We start from the raw sequence: 17517 nt of genomic DNA, 5'->3' as shown, positions 1-17517 counted from the left end.
ATGAGCCTGTAAAAACCATAAGGAGGATGTAAGGATGCTAGAGTTCAGATATGATACACAGCTTCTGATCGAAGGAGAGGATCTTGATGAAGATGTGATCAGTGATTATTTTACAGAGAATTTTAAAGGTGATTGTCTGCTTGCAGTAGGAGATGAGGATCTGATCAAGATCCATTATCATACCAATGAGCCATGGAAGGTTCTTGAGTACTGCTCTACTCTTGGAGAGATCTACGACATCGTTGTAGAGGATATGGACAGACAGGCACGTGGACTGAAAGGCTAGGAACAGAACCATGACAATGGACGAAACCATTAAGCGTATCAACGAGCTGTACCACAAGTCGAAGAAGGAAGGGCTTTCTGAAGAAGAAAAGCAGGAACAGAAAAAGCTGAGGCAGGCTTATATTGACAGTGTGAAGAAGAATCTGCAGGGACAGCTGGATCATATGGAGATCCAGAGACCGGATGGCAGTATTGAAAAGGTAACCAGGAAGAAACCCATTGCAAAGGAGGAAAAGACAGAATGAGCAATTACAGGATGAGTACCAAATGTGTACAGGCAGGCTATACACCCGGAAACGGTGAACCACGTCAGATACCGATCATTCAGTCAACTACCTTTAAATACGAAACCAGCGAGGATATGGGAAAGCTTTTTGACCTGGAGGCCAGCGGCTATTTTTATTCAAGGCTCCAGAATCCTACCAATGATTATGTAGCAGCCAAGATCGCAGAGCTGGAGGGCGGCAGCGCAGCCATGCTGACATCCTCAGGACAGGCAGCGAATTTCTTTGCCCTGTTCAATATCTGTGAGGCGGGCAGCCATATCGTGGCATCCTCTTCCATTTATGGAGGTACCTTCAACCTGATCGATGTGACCATGAAAAAGATGGGCGTGGAGGCAACCTTTGTTTCTCCTGACTGTACGGAGGAAGAGCTGGATGCAGCCTTTCAGGAAAATACAAGAGCCGTATTTGGAGAAACCATTGCAAACCCGGCACTGACAGTTCTCGACATCGAGAAGTTTGCAAAGGCAGCACACAGCCATGGTGTACCGCTGATCGTGGACAACACCTTTCCGACACCTGTCAACTGCAGACCTATTGAGTGGGGTGCGGATATTGTGACCCATTCCACAACGAAATACATGGACGGGCATGGCGCAGCACTTGGTGGAGCGATCGTAGATTCCGGTAAATTTGACTGGATGGCTCACGCAGAGAAATTCCCTGGTCTCTGTACACCGGATGAGTCCTATCATGGGATCACCTATGCAGAAAAGTTTGGCAGGGAAGGTGCCTTTATCACCAAGTGTACCTCCCAGCTGATGAGGGATCTTGGCTGTATCCAGGCTCCCCAGAACGCATATATCCTGAACCTTGGACTGGAATCCCTGCATGTGCGGATGCCAAGACACGTGGAGAACGGACAGGCAGTGGCAGAGTTCCTGGAAAAGCAGGAGCAGGTAGCTTATGTAAATTATCCCGGACTTCCCGGAAACAAATATTATGAGATCGCAAAGAAGTATCTTCCAAACGGAGGGTGCGGGGTGGTTTCCTTTGAATTAAAGGGTGGCAGAGAGGCAGCGGAAACCTTTATGAAGCACCTGAAGCTGGCTGCCATTGAAACGCATGTGGCAGATGCCAGAACCTGCTGTCTGAATCCGGCGACCTCCACACACAGGCAGATGACGGAGGAGCAGCTGATCGAGGCAGGTGTACCGGCAGGGCTGATCCGGATTTCCTGCGGACTTGAAGATAAAGAGGATCTGATCGAAGATCTGAGACAGGCACTACAGGCTATCTGAGAGAGGAAAACGCAGCAGAATTTCTGTTGCGTTTTTCTTTATTTTATGGCATAATAGCTACAGTTTAAAGCGTTACGCTTTAAAGCGCTAAAATACCGGCAAGATAAAAGAAGAATTGTAAAGAAAACGAGAGAATATGAATAGGCCGGACGGACAACACAGGAGGAATCAAAAATGAGTCGACAGAGACAGGGATCACTGGTATCCTACAGACCGGATATCAAGGTGCTCGACTGCACCATGAGAGATGGAGGATTAGTCAATAACTTTGCTTTTACGGATGAGTTCGTAAAGGATCTTTATCTTGCCAATATCAAGGCAGGCGTAGATTATATGGAGTTTGGCTATAAGGCATCCAGTGAGATTTTTGATCCGCAGAAGTTTGGAAAATGGAAATTCTGTAAGGAAAAAGACATCAGGGATATTGTTGGGGACAATAAGACTGATATGAAGCTGTCGGTCATGGCAGATGTGGGAAGAACCGATTACAAGAAGGACATTCTGAATAAAAAGGACAGCGTGATCGATCTGATCCGCGTGGCCACTTATATTAATACCATTCCGGCTGCTATTGAAATGCTGGAGGATGCGAAGAAAAAAGGCTATGAAACAACCGTAAATATTATGGCTGTTTCCAAAGTAAATGATGAAGAACTGGATGCAGGACTTGAGCTGCTGGCACAGAGCAGTGCAGATGTGATCTATCTGGTAGACAGCTTCGGAGCATTTTATCCCGAGCAGATTGAACGTCTCAGTGACAAATATCTGAACGTGGCAGCCAAGTATAATAAGAAGATCGGTATCCATGCGCATAATAACCAGCAGCTTGCCTTTGCGAATACCATTGAGGCATTGTCAAGAGGTGTCAGCTATCTGGATGCTACAGTGAGCGGCATGGGGCGTGGAGCCGGTAACTGTTACATGGAATTGTTGTTGAGTTTTCTGCGTAATCCGAAGTATAATAAGATTGCTATTATGAACTTTGTGGAAAAGCATATACTGAAGCTGAAAGAGGAGGGCGCTGTCTGGGGATTTGATCTTCCATACCTTCTGACGGGGATTTTGAACAGTCATCCTTCTTCTGCTATTCAGTTTGAAAAGGAAAAAAGAACGGATTACGCCATGTTTTATCAGGAGCTGATCGATAATACCCTGTAATCCGGAGGAGGATTATGGAACGGGAGATCGATTTACAGGAAGTATCAGATGGAAGGCTTTATGCCTCAACAGATATGGTGAAGATTGGCTGTAATGACTGCAGCGGGTGCTCTGAGTGCTGCCGGGTGGTAGAGGATACCATCATTCTGGATCCTTATGATATCAGTCAGCTCTGCCAGGCACTTGAAACCGACTTTCAGGGACTGCTTGCAGGCGGCAGGATAGAACTATCTGTGGTGGAAGGTGTGATCCTGCCTCATTTAAAGCTGAAGGAAGGCAGGGGCGGCTGTACCTTCCTTGACGATGCCGGACGCTGCATGATCCATGGCTTTCGTCCCGGATTCTGCCGGATGTTCCCCATGGGAAGGATCTATGAAAACGGAGATTTCCGATATTTCCTGCAGGTGCATGAATGCCCCTACCCGAACAAAACCAAGGTCAAGCTGAAAAAGTGGCTGGGGATCCCGGAGCTTGCAAGGTATGAGCGGTTTGTAAAGGACTGGCACTTTTTCCTGAAGGATACGGAAAGAAAACTGGCAGAGGCAGAGAATGAGGAGATCCCAAAGAAAATCAATCTGTTCCTGCTGCAGCAGTTTTTCCAGAAGTCCTACGGGGATGCGTTTTATGAAGCATTTTATGAGAGACTTTCAGAGGCGGGGGCGGTACTCTGATTCCTTTCTTTTCTCCTTTCTTTTTTGATGTACGATTAGACAAAAACGCAATTATCCATTATAATAGGGAACATATGAGCAGAGAATGCAAAAGAGAAAAGAAAGCATTCCGGAATGGAGAACATAATGGATAACTTTTTATCAATCAAGGAAGCCGTACAGAGATACAGTGCTTCCTGTGACGGCAAAATAAAGACACCCTTTGACAAGCTGTTTATCAAGGCCATGCTGGCAGGTATGATGATCGCCATGGGTGCGGCAGGCAGCAGTGTGGCGTGTCATGCGATCGGCAATGTAGGACTTGCCAGGCTGGTAGCAGGTGTGGTATTCCCGGTTGGCCTGATGATGGTCATTCTGACAGGAGCAGAGCTGTTTACCGGTGACTGCCTGATGATCGTAGCGACCGTGGAGAAGAAGAATACCATGGCACAGATGATCAAGGAGCTGGTCTTTATTTATATTGGAAATTTTGTGGGCGCAGCCCTTCTGGCACTTGGTGTTTATTTCAGCGGGCAGCTTGGTTATTCTTCTAATCTGCTTGGCGCTTATACGATCAAGGTGGCTGTCGGCAAGACAGGCCTTTCCTTTGGCACAGCACTGGTATCCGGTATTCTGTGTAATATCCTGGTATGTGTAGCCGTACTGATGGCGATCTGTTCCAAAGATATTGTAGGAAAACTGTTTGTTTCCTTTTTCGTTATCATGCTGTTTGTTGTCTGCGGTTTTGAGCACTGCGTTGCCAATATGTATTACATCACAGCAGGACTTCTCTGCAAGCTGAATCCGGCTTATGTGCAGATGGCCATGGAACAGTATGGCTATACGGCGGATCAGCTTGCTGCTTTGAACGTTGGCTCTTTCCTGGTCGGAAATCTTCTGCCGGTAACCATTGGAAATATGATCGGAGGAATGGTAACACTTGGTCTTCCTCTCTGGTATGTTAATAAAGAGGGTAAGTAGGGGATCCGGTTGGAGGATAATGCGATGAAGAAGACGGATTTGCAGATGAGGGGACAAAAAATAGGAATAGCATTCGCCATGGTTCTGGCAGTGCTGCTTCTGCTCTTCCCGGTTACAGTCCATGCGGAGGGAGAGCTTCAGGTCACAGAGCTTTCTACGCAGGGTGAGATCACCAGTGATGTTAATGTACGAAAGGGGCCAAGTACCGACTATGACAAGATCGGTACGGTAAGAGTCGGAGAAACGATTCCTGTTACCGGAGAGACAGCAGATGGGTGGTACAGAGTCACCTATCAGGGACAGGAAGGCTATATTTACGGGAAATATATGACGGTACAGCAGACAGAGCCACCTGCTGATAACAATCCGCAGGATGGAGATGGCACAGCACCCGGGGAACTACCAGAGAAAGAGGGAGGCTTCAGTGCACTTAAGCTGGTTGCCATTGTTTTTATTATCATTGTCATCATTATTATGATCTTCCTTACGATCCGCAGTATGCGTCAGACAGTTGATGAGGATGACGAGGATGAAGATGAGGAAGATTACGAGGACGAAGACTACGAAGATGACGATGAGGACGGAGAAGACGCCGGGGAAGAGGATACAGAGGAGGAAACAGCCCCGGAATCATCTGCGCAGAAGCAGTCAAAGAGTGAGCCTTATGTCCTTCGGGAAGAGGATTATCAGCTTCACATTGATCCCAAGTATTTTGAAGATGAACCGGTACCTCAGCCGGAGTGTGTGACCGGTTACCTGAAGAAAAAACAGGAAGAGGAAGAACTGGAAAAGAAGAAAGAGGAAGAAAAGGCTTCCTCCGGTGATCTGCAGAAGGCTATGGATAAGCTGCAGGAATTACAGGAGGAGCTTGAAAGACTGAAGAAAAACAGCAAAGAATAAAAAAGTGTTATGGCAAACGGGAGGGTAAACTATGAGAATTGGAGCACTGGAAGCTGGCGGAACCAAAATGGTATGCGCCATTGGCAATGAAAAGGGAGAGATTTTCGAGAAGATTTCGATCCCTACCAAGACACCGGAGACAACCATGCCGGAAATGATTCAGTGGTTTAAGGCAAAAAAAATAGAAGCACTGGGAATTGGCTGCTTTGGACCGATCGATCCGGATAAGGATTCTCCGACCTACGGGTATATCACCAGCACACCCAAGCTGGCGTGGAAGGATTACAATATTGTAGGGGCTTTTGAAGAATGCCTTTGCTGTCCGGTTGGCTTTGATACGGACGTAAATGGCTCTGCACTTGGTGAAGTGACCTTTGGTCAGGCGAAGGGCAAGAAGAACATTGTTTATCTGACAGTTGGGACTGGTATAGGTGCCGGTGTCTATGCAGAAGGAAAACTCCTTCATGGTATGCTGCATCCGGAAGCCGGGCATATTCTGATGCGCAGGAGAGAGGATGATCACTACGAAGGCAAGTGTCCTTATCACAAGACCTGTCTGGAAGGACTGGCAGCAGGTCCTGCCATTGAGGAGAGATGGGGAAAGAAGGGAATCGAGCTGCAGGACCGAGATGAGGTCTGGGATCTGGAAGCCTATTATCTGGCACAGGCTCTGACCGATTATATTCTGATACTGGCGCCCCAGCTTATCATTCTTGGCGGCGGCGTAATGCATCAGGAGCAGCTTTTCACGAGGATCAGGTCATATGTAAAGGAAATGCTGAACGGTTATATCAAGACCAAAGAGCTTGAGGATATTGACCATTATATCGTACCGGCAAGTCTCCATGATGATCAGGGGATCATGGGAGCTCTTGAGCTTGGAAGAAGAGCCTTTGAAGAAAAGAACGGTTGATAAAGGACGGACATGAAACAATTAACACTGGGAATACTGGCGCATGTAGATGCAGGAAAAACAACGCTTTCCGAAGCGCTGCTTTTCACTGCAGGCGCCATCAGGAAGGCAGGAAGAGTAGACAAGAAGGATGCCTTTCTTGACAATTACGAGCTGGAAAGGGAAAGAGGGATCACGATCTTTTCCAAACAGGCGGTTTTTTCGTATGAGGATCTTCGGATCACGTTACTGGATACACCGGGACATGTAGATTTTTCCACAGAGATGGAGCGTACCCTTCAGGTACTGGATGCAGCAGTACTGCTGATCAGTGCAGCAGACGGGGTGCAGAGCCATACCAGAACCTTATGGAAGCTGTTGGAAAGCTATCAGGTGCCGGTTTTTTTGTTTGTCAACAAAATGGATCAGCCGGGAGCGGATCAGGAAAAGATCCTTGCAGGGATACAGAACCAGCTATCCGGAAACTGCGTGGATTTCACGCCCCTTGTGGGAGCGGCCGCTACAGAAAGCAAAGGAGCAGCACTGGAAGCGGATATGCAGGAAGCCATGGAAGCAGTGGCCATATGTGATGAGGAGCTGTTAAACAGTTTTCTTACAGATGGCAGGATCAGTCAGGAGCAGCTCAGGGAAAAGATCGCAGAACGGAAGGTATTTCCCTGCCTGTTTGGTTCAGCATTGCGCCTGCAGGGAATAGAAGCACTTCTTTCCGCTATCGCAGCCTATGCGCCGGAGAAGACGTATCCGGAAGCATTTGGAGCAAGGGTGTTTAAGGTAACAAGGGACAGCCAGGGCAGCCGTCTGACCCATATGAAGATCACAGGTGGTACATTGAAAGCCAAAATGGAGCTTACCTGTGCAGAGGATAAAAAAGAAAAGGTGAACCAGATCCGGGTCTATTCAGGAGAACGGTTTGAAGCAGTGAATGAGGCTGCGGCAGGCAGTGTCTGCGCGGTGACAGGACTGCTTGGAACCATGGCTGGACAGGGACTTGGTATGGAGAAAAATCTGGAAAGCCCATTTCTGACACCGGTATTGAGTTATTGCCTGCTGCTTCCGGAAGGAACAGATCCAATGGCGGTGATGCCAAAGCTGAAGGAGCTGGAGGAAGAGGATCCGGCGCTGTCTTTTACCTGGGAAGAGGAGCTTAAGGAGATCCATGTGCATGTCATGGGCGAGGTTCAGATGGAGATCCTGAAGGTACTGATCAGGGAACGCTTTGGACTGGAGATTGCTTTTGGAAAAGGAAGAATTGTGTATAAGGAAACCATTGCCGACACGGTAGAGGGAGTAGGGCATTTTGAACCTCTGCGGCATTATGCCGAGGTACACCTTCTGCTTGAGCCGGGAGAGCCGGGGAGCGGTCTGCAGTTTGAGGCTGACTGCAGTGAGGATATCCTTGCCAGAAACTGGCAGAGATTGATCCTGACCCATCTGGAGGAAAAGCAGCATAGAGGTGTCCTGACAGGCTCGGCGATCACCGACATGAAGATCACACTGGTATCCGGCAGGGCACATCAGAAGCATACAGAGGGCGGTGATTTCCGGAAGGCAACCTACCGTGCGGTCAGACAGGGACTGATGGAGGCCATGAGCGTGCTCCTGGAGCCTTACTATGAATTCCGGCTGGAAATTCCGGAGGAAATGACGGGCCGGGCCATGACGGATATGGAAAAGCTTTTTGCAGACTTTACACTGGCAGAAAGGGCAGAGGGGCGCTGCGTGCTGACAGGCTGTGCGCCGGTAGAGACCATGCGTGACTATCAGAAGGAGGTATATGCCTACACCAGAGGACAGGGCAGTCTGACCGTCAGACTGAAAGGCTATATGCCCTGCCATAATGCAGATGAGGTGATTGAGGAGCGGCATTATGATCCGGAGGCAGACCTAAGGAATCCTGCCGGTTCTGTATTCTGCTCCCATGGAGCAGGCTTTGTAGTGCCATGGAATCAGGTAAAGGAATATATGCACGTGGAGAGCTGCTTTGCCGGTGACAGGAAGGCAATAGAGGAGAGTGCGTTTCAGGAGGAACTGGAGAAGCGCAAGGAAGCTGCCAGAAAGAGGGAAGAAAACCGAAGCGCATCCGGCGGGGAATATTTCCTTGGAACGGATGAGGTCGATGCGATCCTGCAGCAGGCGACAGGAGCCGGCAGAGGCCTAGAGAAAAAGAAGGAAGGCTGGCAGAGACAGAGCCGCAGTACAGAAACCAGGCAGGCTACGACGAGAGTCTATCAGGGACAGCCAAAGAAGGAGGAATATCTGCTGGTGGATGGCTACAATGTGATCTTTGCCTGGGAAGAGCTGAGTGCACTTTCCAAAGTGACACTGGATGGGGCGAGAGGCCGGCTTCTTGATATTCTCTGTGATTATCAGGCTATGAAGGGCTGCCGGCTGATCGTGGTCTTTGATGCCTACCGGTTAAAGGGACACCCGGAGGAAGCCTATGCCTACCACAATATTTATGTGGTATATACGAAGGAGGCAGAAACAGCAGACCGCTATATAGAGCGTTTTGCCCACGATAACAGTAAGAAATATCAGATCACAGTGGCAACCTCTGACGGTCTTGAACAGATCATCATCCGGGGAGAGGGCTGCCGGCTTTTATCATCCAGGGATCTGCAGGCAGATGTGGAAAGACAGAAGGAACAGACCAGAGGGATCCTGGAAGAAAAAAAGGAACGCCAGCTTACCAGCGTTCCCAGAATAGATATATGATCTGAATCAGAAGTAATATGGCGAGGATGCCGCCGTTGATCAGATGCATCAGGAAAGGAGCAGCTTTTTTAGTGGCTCCTTTTTGACTGCCCTGGTCTTTGGAAGACCCGCTGCCCTGCAGATAGTACTTGTTACCAAGGCCAAGGGCAATGGAAATGTACATAAGGCATATTGTTACATAGCGGAAATCACTGCTGCAGGTATAAGGGTAGATCACAACAAAGGCTGCAAAGGAGATCAGCATGATCACATAGCCGGTCAGCAGAAATACCCGGTCTTCCAGACAGGTCTGCTTATTTAACAGCACAGCAATAAGAAGCACCGCCGTCAGGACAGCCATGATCAGCGCCAGCACAAATACCACCTGGCAGAGGATCAGAAGAATATCGGACAGATCCGTAGGATATTCCTCAGCAAACAGGGAGGTATGCATCATGATCGCCCAGGTATTGCAGCAGGCTTTTGCACTGATCGGATGGAACGGAAAGTCCAGATGAAGCTGTGACAGGGAAGGGATCCCAAGCCGTTCCCAGAGGGAAAAGGGCTCCGTATACATGGGAGAGGTTTCTCCAGGTACTGGTACACCGGGCTTTTCTGAGAAGCGGACAAGATTCCGGATGATCCATGATAAGCCGATGGGCATTACGATCACGGCAAAGATTGCATAATTTCTGATCCATGTCAGCAGTTCTCTTTTGTCCTTTTTGCGTATCACAGAGATGAAGTGCATCAGGAAGATGATCGCAAGCGGGATGGCAAGTACGGCACTGTTCAGCTTCGTGATCATGCCAAAGCCGATGATCAGAGCCAGAAATACCAGATTTTTCAGGCTTTTATCCCGGATGAAGCGTAAGGAAAAAAGCAGAGTCAGGCTCATAAACAGGATTGTCAGCATATCGTTGTTGACACTGCCTGCCATGATGATCGTAGCAGGATGGAACACAAGAAAGGCAAGTGCGATATACATGCCTTTTCCACTTACCTTCAGAAGCTTCAGGGTTCTCCATGTTACGACCATACACAGACAGGAGTACAGCAGCGTCAGGATCTGCAGATTTTCAAAGGCAAGAGCCTCGGATACCCCCAGGAAAATATTCAGCTGCAGCCAGAGACAGGACAGAATATGATGCAGGGGTGGATGGTAATAACCAAACAGAGTATACGGATTGATATCGGGAAGCTTATGGAATTTGTAAATATATTCCACATAGCCGATGTGCCCCGGATTGATAAAGTCAGTACCCATACCAGTGAAGGCACCGGCATCATGCTGCCTGTCATACAGACCGGACAGAAGAACATAGGAAAGCCGAAGGAGCACACCAAGCAGGATCATCATGGTTACAGCCGTGTCTTCATGGGAAAGCAGCCCTTTCAGCCGGAAGCTATAAAGCATGGCAAAGTAGATAAGAAACAATATCGTCAGGAAGAAAACCTGATGGTAATGGGTCATGGAAAGAAAACCATTTCCCTGCAGTACAGCACCAGACAGGCACAAAACTACGATCAGAAGAAGCTGCACCGTAAGGGCTGACATAGGTTTGAAAGAAAAGCTTTTGATTGTATTCATGGCAGAGAAGCATCCTTTAATAAATAGTAGTCACATTTGTGATCTCGTTCTTGTCATTTACCTGAAAGCTCCAGATGGAGTGGCCGGGAAGCCGGTGTTCTGTCAGGTAATAGGTATCATCAATTCTGGAAATATAATAGGGAGTGCCGCCACCCACAAAGGAAGCATAAACATCCTCATAGCTTCCCTTTGCAAGGTCTGAGAGCTTCCTGGCACGGATCATGGTCGCGTATTCCTGATTGCCGGTGGCATCTGTTGAGATTGTCAGGTAGCAGTAATCACGGATAAAGGTAAGCTGTACCATGCCGGACATGCTGTCCGGAACGGGATATTCCTTCCTGACCTTGAAGGTATCAAGCTCTGCTTCGATAATGGAGGAATTACCGGATACAAAGTAAATGGTATCATCCTCTATGGTGAAGGATCTTACATAAACACCGTTCAGCGAAGGAATGGAACGTACCTCTGTCAGATAAAGACCGGTATCATCGGCCGGTCTGCGAAGCAGGTACATTTCACCGCTTTCTGAGCTCCAGACGTAAAAGGTTTTTGTTTTTTCGTCATAAACAATATAATGAGGTCTGTCCCCGATTTCTGTAAATTCCTGTGTTGGGAGAAAAACAGACTGTCCGTTTTCATTAACACCCTCTTCCATTACAAGTACACGGTTATTCTCTGTATCATCGATCAGATAGACAAAGCCGTCACTGGCAAGGGTGTGCGGCATGCCAAGACCGGAGGCCATGATACGCCATTCATAGAGTGGATCGGTCAGATTTTCATTGTAGATGACCTGATTGTGATAGCAGTCCACGATAAAGTAGGTATCTTTAACCTTAGTGATATAGGTTGGGACACTTAACGTGGGATTTGGATTATCCGGAATTGCATTTAAGGTGGAGATATCAAAATCAATCCTGTCAGATTCCCGGATATAGGGATCGGTATCCGGATTGAAATAGGTGGCCTCCTTTTTTCCACACCCGGTGCATAAAAAAATGACCGGAAGAAGCAGTATCATCAGATGACAAAATCCGGCAGTAAAATTGTAAGTGTAGTTCATATTCTTTTCCATAAGGCTATTATAAAGATTTTACTTCCTTATGACAATAAAATTTTATATACTGATGATAAAAGGCATGTATCAAAGGAGAAGCATATGAAAGGACATTATGAAAATAAAGAATTCCGGATTTTATCGGCGATCGGTATGATTCTGGTCGTGGCAGGACATCTTGGCTTCAATGTGTTTGATGTTGGAGGCCTGTTTCCCTATTATTCCTTCCATGTATTTATTTTTTTGTTTGTATCCGGTTATTTTTATAAAAAGGAGGCAGAGAAAGGGATCGGAAGCTACCTGGCCGGAAAAGTGGTATCACTGCTTCTTCCTTATTATATATTCAATGTGGTCTATGGTGTGCTGGCGGCAGTGCTGCATCATGCGGGCTTCAGTATTGGTCAGGAACTGTCTTTTTATTCACTGGTTCTGGCTCCCTTTGATGGGGGACATCAGTTTATGTATCAGTTCCCGGCATGGTTTGTGCCGGTACTCTTCCTGATCGAGGTGATCAATGTCTGTATGAGAAAGGTGTTGTCACTCATCCGTCTTAACAATGAATGGCTGATTTTCAGCCTGTGCCTTCTTGCCGGTATCCTTACGGTCTGGCTTGCGGATGGCGGTCATGTATACGGCTGGTACAGGATACCCGGGAGACTGCTGTTCATGCTGCCGGGCTATGAGCTTGGCTGTCTCTACAGGCAGAAGCTTGAAAGACTGGATACCCTGCCACATGCGGTTTACTTTGCTGGTGTTATGGGAATTCAGCTGTTGATCTCTGTTTTTTCAGGAGGACTGGCATTCAGTGCAGTCTGGGTGACCAGCTTTGCCAATGGTCCCTTCATTCCCTATCTGACGGTGATCACAGGGATTGCTTTCTGGCTGCGGGCAGCAAGGATCATGCAGGATATTCCTGTTCTGGCAGGAAAGCTTGTGACGATCGGACGCTATACCTATTCTATTATGATGCACCATATATTTGCGTTTTTTCTGGTGAAAACAGTATTCTACTGGATATCCAGGCTGACGCCGTTATGTCAGGAGTTTGATGCTGCCATGTATTTTTCGGAAATTAACTTTGTATATCTGCCAGGCGGCGCAGAGGCAGCCAAATGGCTCTATCTTTTTGCCGGGATTGGTCTGCCGCTGCTGTTCTCCTTTGCTGTGGAAAGACTCAGGAGAGACTGACACTGAAATCGCACTTGACAGAGCCGGTACCTGGTGATATGCTGACTATACTTACCGATTAGAGAAAACAGAAGAAGAAAACAGTGACCTGTCTATGGAAAGCATAGGCGGGTCTTTTTGTTGTCTGCAGCCGGAAAGCTGTTTATAGGACAGACCGGGAAATGCTTCCGGGACAGAAAAGAAGACACGCTGTAAATTTTATGTATGTGAGTATCGAAAGGAAAAGAAAATGAAAAAGAGAATCGTACGCTACAAAAGAAAAAAAGTATATGCCCTGTCAAAAAGGTTTGTTGCAGTGGCAGCAGCCCTGACGCTGGCAGTCCTGGTGCCGGTGAATGTGAAAGCAGAGGAGGAAGGCTCTGAGACACCGCAGAATCAGGTCATTCATTATGTGTACCACTGTCATGCCGGAAACGAGACAGCAGAAGGCGGCTGTTATCACGGGGCTGTTTATCATGCCCATCAGGGAAATGAAGAAGATGGCGGTCCCTGCTATGGAAAGCCCATATACCATGCCCATCAGGGCAGTGAAGCAGAGGGAGGAATCTGCTATCAGACACCGATCTGCCATGAGCACAGCGGCAATCCACAGGAAGGAGGCGGCTGCTTTGTACCCGTATACCACAGTCATTCCGGAGGCTGCTATAAAACGGTATCAAGCAGTGAATATGGCTGCAGTACAGTGAGATGGTGGGACACCTCTGACGGAGACTATGAGGGACATGATTACAAATACTATGAGATGTCCTGTGGAAGGACCATACATGGAACCAATTCCTCCCATACGCATACAGTGACGGTCTGCAACAGGGGAGGGAGCATTGAAAGATATACCCTTGGGTGCGGTAAGACAGAGGAAACTCCGGAGAGCTATGTCTTTGACTGTCAGAAGAAACCGGGGCTGACGATCGATTCCTATGAATTCGACTGCCAAAAGACGACAGATACCATTGATGGTTACAAGCTTGCCTGTGGTATGGATGAACAGACAAGAGTAGGAAAAATCATATTGACAGAGGTGCCAATGGAGGACAGAAAGAAAGCGTCGGTTAAGGCAGCTTTCGAGGATCTGACCGGCGGGCAGCTGACACTTTCTGAAAATCCCTTCTGCTGGAAGGATAAAAGCGGTAATCTGATATCCAATGATCTGGAAGCAGTGGTAGATAAAAACGGGGATTATAGCTTTCAGGTGGATATTACCAATGAGGATGTAAGCAAGGGAGATCTGTCTGCAGCAATCAGTATCAGCAGCATTTATGTTCCGGCTTCCGGTGGTGGAAATGGTGATGGCGGCAGCGGTAGCGGGAATGATGGTGATGGAAGCCATGGCGGAAATGGAAGCGGAGGCGATGGAGGTGACGGAAATGACCAGGACGCAGGCACTTCTCCTTCCGCATCTCCATCAGCATCGCCTTCTCCATCAGCAACACCTGCACCTTCAAGGGTTCCGGAAACTGCCGGTGGTAAAGGACATGGCAGCAATGGAAAGGGAAGCAGCGGTGCAGAAACAGAGGATGACAGCAGTACCGAAAGCTGGTGGCCGAGGGAAACCGGAGAAACAGAAATACCGGATATGCTGGCAGAGACAGAAACCGTAGTACTTCCTGAAATTGCAGCAAACCGTGAGATAGAAACCGGGGAGATCACCGGCAGGGAGGATAATGGCAGTGGAAATATCATTGGAAAAATTCTGTCAGCAGGGGCAGTGAAGGTGATTGGTATCACCTTTGGCGCATTACTGACACTGACGGGACTTTCTGCACTTATCTATTTTCTGTGTATGAGTGTAAGGGTCTATAATGATCAGGGGCAGGGAAAATGGAAATATCTCGGCAGATATGCCGTAAAGCTCGATGAGGATGGTTACCGGCTCACGATCACGGAATCTGCGGTGGAAAGATCTGTGTCAAACAGGTACCGTATCAGACCGGATCTGTTCGGACTGTTTAAGAAAGAGGAGGAACTGCTTGTCCGGAAAGAAGAAAGGGCAGTGTCCGTGCAGATTCAGAAGGAAATAGTCATTACTGTATAAAATACACATGTTTCGCATAAAGAACTTGATTTTGACTGGAGAAAGTGATAGACTACCTATGATTCAAAGGGAATAATTCCCGAGGATAGATAATTTGGTTGCATAAATATGCACCCAAGATTTTCAGGAGGAGAAAATTATGAAAAAAGTATTGGCAGCAGTCGTAACAATGGCAATGACAATGAGCCTGCTTACTGCATGCGGAAGCACAGCAGCTTCTACAGATGAAGCGGCAGAGACAACAGAGGCAACAGAAGCAACAGAAGCTTCTGCAGATGAAACAGCTGAAGCAGAAACACCTGTTGAGGAAGCAGCAGATGAAGCTGAGGTTGCAGAGGCAGCTGAGAGTGAGGCACTGGCAGACGGTGTACTGACAGTAGGTACCAACGCAGAGTTCCCGCCTTTCGAGTATGTAGATGACAATGGTGAGGCAGATGGCTTTGATATGGCTCTTTGCAAGGCAATCGGTGAGAAGCTTGGTGTAGAGGTTAAGATTGAGAATATGGAGTTTGCTTCCCTGGTATCTTCTATCGGCAGCAAGATCGATATCGCAGCAGCTGGTATGACAGTAACAGATGAGAGAAAGGAAAGCGTAGACTTCTCCAATCCTTATTATGAAGCAGTTCAGTATGTGATCGTTTCTGCAGATTCTGATATCGCAACAGCAGATGACCTGAAGGATAAGACAATCGGTGTCCAGCTGGGTACAACAGGTGATTTTATTGCAGAGGAATATACAAGCAACGTGGCACAGTACAACAAGGCTGTAGATGCTGTTAATGATCTGGTAAACGGCAAGGTTGACGTTGTTATCATCGACAAGAATCCTGCACTTGTATTTGAGACCAAGTTCGAAGGCAAGGTAAAGGCAATCGAAGGTGCACAGTTTGGATTTGAGACAGAGGAATATGCGATCGCACTGCCCAAGGGAGACGCCGCACTTGCTGATGCTGTCAATGGAGCCGTTGATGAGCTGAAGGCTGATGGTACCTTTGATGAACTTGTAAAAACTTATATTGAAGCTGAATAAAAAATAAGATACAATATAGGAAATAAGGATGATCAAAGAGGATAGCATTCTATGCTATCCTCTTTCAGTCAGAAAGGTATGATTGAGGGAGAACATATGCAGGAATGGTTTGATTCAGTGGGAAAGAAATTTGTCCTTGCGTTCGTGGAGGGCGACAGATGGAAACTCTATTTTAAGGGACTCGGTGTTACACTGGAAATTGCTCTGTTTGCAGCAATTCTGGGTATGGTGATCGGTACAGTGGTAGCCTTGATGCGTCTGTCACAGAAGCGGAACGGCAAAAAGACGATCTGGGCGAGGATCGCCGGTATCTATGTGGATGTTATCAGGGGAACCCCGTCAGTATTACAGCTTCTGATCATGTGGTTCATCGTCATGAAGAATTCACAGAACGGTGTACTGGTGGCCAGCCTTTCCTTTGGAATCAACAGTGGAGCCTATGTTTCAGAAATTGTCCGTGCAGGAATCCTTGCCGTGGACAAGGGACAGACAGAGGCAGGAAGAAGCCTTGGGCTTTCCAAGGCACAGACCATGATCTACATTGTAATCCCCCAGGCAATCAAAAATGTGCTTCCCCCGATCGGTAATGAATTTATTGTCCTGCTGAAGGAAACAGCGATCGTAGGTTATGTGAGCCTGACTGACCTGACAAGGGCAGCCAACCAGATCACATCAAGAACCTATGAAGCATTTATGCCGCTGATCGGTGCAGCAGTGATCTACTTTACTGTCATTAAGATACTGACTATTCTGTTGGATAAGCTGGAGAGGAGGCTGCGTAAGAGTGATAATCGTTAAGGATCTGCATAAAACATTTGAAAATAACCATGTATTAAAAGGGGTGAGCTATCATGTCCACCAGGGAGAAAAGATTGTTATCGTAGGACCCTCCGGTTCCGGTAAGAGCACCTTTCTCCGCTGCCTGAACCTTCTTGAAACACCGACAAGCGGTGAGATCTGGTTTGACGGACAGCTCATTACCGATGAAAAGGTAAATATTGACAGGATCAGACAGCATATGGGAATGGTATTCCAGAACTTCAATCTGTTCAATAACCATACCATTATGGATAATATCACACTGGCGCCAGTGAAGCTGAAGCTGATGAGTAAGGAAGAGGCTTCAGAGAAGGCTCTTACGCTGCTTGACAGAGTAGGACTTAAGGAAAAGGCAGACGCTTATCCGAGCCAGCTTTCCGGTGGACAGAAGCAGAGGATTGCTATCGTGCGGTCTCTTGCCATGAATCCAAGAGTGATGTTGTTCGATGAACCTACATCAGCACTGGATCCCGAGATGGTAGGAGAGGTTCTGGCTGTTATGAAGGAGCTGGCAGAAACGGGTATGACCATGGTAGTTGTTACCCATGAGATGGGATTTGCCAGAGAAGTAGGTACGAAGGTATTGTTTATGGATGAAGGCAGGATCATGGAGGAGAACACACCGGCAGAATTTTTCGCAAATCCCCAGTGTGACCGCCTGAAGGAGTTCCTGTCCAAGGTACTGTAAACAGCA

Annotated in this window: 16 protein-coding genes; 14 read left to right on the top strand and 2 right to left on the bottom strand. The window is 47.6% G+C overall.

Features of this window, described 5'->3' with window-relative positions; genetic code table 11:
- Positions 1-34: 34 nt before the first annotated feature.
- The 9 genes from WJQ40_RS10300 (at position 35) to WJQ40_RS10260 (ending at position 9127) form a co-directional block, all read left to right on the top strand.
- Positions 35-286 (top strand): kinase to dihydroxyacetone kinase, encoded by a 252-nt coding sequence (locus tag WJQ40_RS10300; RefSeq protein ID WP_118799213.1) that lies wholly within the window; start codon positions 35-37, stop codon positions 284-286.
- Between the two features lie 10 nt (positions 287-296).
- Entirely contained in the window at positions 297-530 is a 234-nt protein-coding gene (locus tag WJQ40_RS10295) for a DUF896 domain-containing protein (RefSeq protein ID WP_118799214.1), read from the top strand.
- The gene (locus tag WJQ40_RS10290; RefSeq protein ID WP_337403870.1) at positions 527-1810 is read left to right on the top strand and encodes an O-acetylhomoserine aminocarboxypropyltransferase/cysteine synthase family protein; all 1284 of its coding nucleotides are present in this window, start codon (positions 527-529) and stop codon (positions 1808-1810) included. Before WJQ40_RS10295 ends, WJQ40_RS10290 begins: the two co-directional genes overlap by 4 nt.
- Positions 1811-1984: 174 nt before the next feature.
- On the top strand, positions 1985-2968 hold the full coding sequence (locus WJQ40_RS10285) for an aldolase catalytic domain-containing protein (protein ID WP_262575774.1): 984 nt from the start codon (positions 1985-1987) through the stop codon (positions 2966-2968).
- A gap of 14 nt (positions 2969-2982) precedes the next feature.
- Positions 2983-3639 (top strand): YkgJ family cysteine cluster protein, encoded by a 657-nt coding sequence (locus tag WJQ40_RS10280; protein ID WP_337539898.1) that lies wholly within the window; start codon positions 2983-2985, stop codon positions 3637-3639.
- Positions 3640-3765: 126 nt separating this feature from the next.
- Positions 3766-4599 (top strand): formate/nitrite transporter family protein, encoded by an 834-nt coding sequence (locus WJQ40_RS10275; RefSeq protein WP_262575771.1) that lies wholly within the window; start codon positions 3766-3768, stop codon positions 4597-4599.
- 24 nt (positions 4600-4623) lie between these two features.
- Positions 4624-5499, top strand: coding sequence for an SH3 domain-containing protein (locus WJQ40_RS10270; RefSeq protein ID WP_337539893.1), 876 nt, complete (start codon positions 4624-4626; stop codon positions 5497-5499).
- 31 nt (positions 5500-5530) lie between these two features.
- Positions 5531-6412: an ROK family protein gene (locus WJQ40_RS10265; RefSeq protein WP_118799220.1), complete on the top strand. Its 882-nt coding sequence runs from the start codon at positions 5531-5533 to the stop codon at positions 6410-6412.
- Positions 6413-6424: 12 nt separating this feature from the next.
- Positions 6425-9127: a translation factor GTPase family protein gene (locus WJQ40_RS10260; RefSeq protein WP_337539890.1), complete on the top strand. Its 2703-nt coding sequence runs from the start codon at positions 6425-6427 to the stop codon at positions 9125-9127.
- Here WJQ40_RS10260 and WJQ40_RS10255 read toward each other — a convergent pair.
- Both WJQ40_RS10255 and WJQ40_RS10250 read right to left on the bottom strand, forming a co-directional pair.
- Complete coding sequence (locus tag WJQ40_RS10255) at positions 9099-10697, bottom strand: glycosyltransferase family 39 protein (RefSeq protein WP_337539888.1); 1599 nt, start codon at positions 10695-10697, stop codon at positions 9099-9101. The two genes, WJQ40_RS10260 and WJQ40_RS10255, sit on opposite strands and share 29 nt — an antisense overlap.
- 16 nt (positions 10698-10713) lie before the next feature.
- Entirely contained in the window at positions 10714-11760 is a 1047-nt protein-coding gene (locus tag WJQ40_RS10250) for a hypothetical protein (protein ID WP_337539885.1), read from the bottom strand.
- Between the two features lie 96 nt (positions 11761-11856).
- On the opposite strand from WJQ40_RS10250, the gene WJQ40_RS10245 reads away from it, so the two are divergent.
- The 5 genes from WJQ40_RS10245 to WJQ40_RS10225 all read left to right on the top strand — a co-directional run bounded on the left by WJQ40_RS10245 (position 11857) and on the right by WJQ40_RS10225 (position 17511).
- A complete protein-coding gene (locus WJQ40_RS10245) occupies positions 11857-12942 on the top strand; it encodes an acyltransferase family protein (protein ID WP_337539882.1) in 1086 nt (361 codons plus the stop codon).
- 229 nt (positions 12943-13171) lie between these two features.
- Positions 13172-14974, top strand: coding sequence for a hypothetical protein (locus WJQ40_RS10240; RefSeq protein ID WP_337539880.1), 1803 nt, complete (start codon positions 13172-13174; stop codon positions 14972-14974).
- A gap of 139 nt (positions 14975-15113) precedes the next feature.
- Positions 15114-16004, top strand: a complete 891-nt coding sequence (locus WJQ40_RS10235) for a basic amino acid ABC transporter substrate-binding protein (protein ID WP_337539877.1) — start codon at positions 15114-15116, stop codon at positions 16002-16004.
- Positions 16005-16100: 96 nt separating this feature from the next.
- The gene (locus WJQ40_RS10230) at positions 16101-16802 is read left to right on the top strand and encodes an amino acid ABC transporter permease (RefSeq protein WP_118799243.1); all 702 of its coding nucleotides are present in this window, start codon (positions 16101-16103) and stop codon (positions 16800-16802) included.
- Positions 16789-17511, top strand: a complete 723-nt coding sequence (locus WJQ40_RS10225; RefSeq protein WP_118799227.1) for an amino acid ABC transporter ATP-binding protein — start codon at positions 16789-16791, stop codon at positions 17509-17511. Before WJQ40_RS10230 ends, WJQ40_RS10225 begins: the two co-directional genes overlap by 14 nt.
- Positions 17512-17517 lie beyond the last annotated feature (6 nt).

Origin of the sequence: Suilimivivens sp., from assembly GCF_037359455.1 — a bacterium.
In the GTDB taxonomy this organism is placed as follows: domain Bacteria; phylum Bacillota; class Clostridia; order Lachnospirales; family Lachnospiraceae; genus Suilimivivens; species Suilimivivens aceti.
This window is presented reverse-complemented; position numbering and strand designations above follow the sequence as displayed.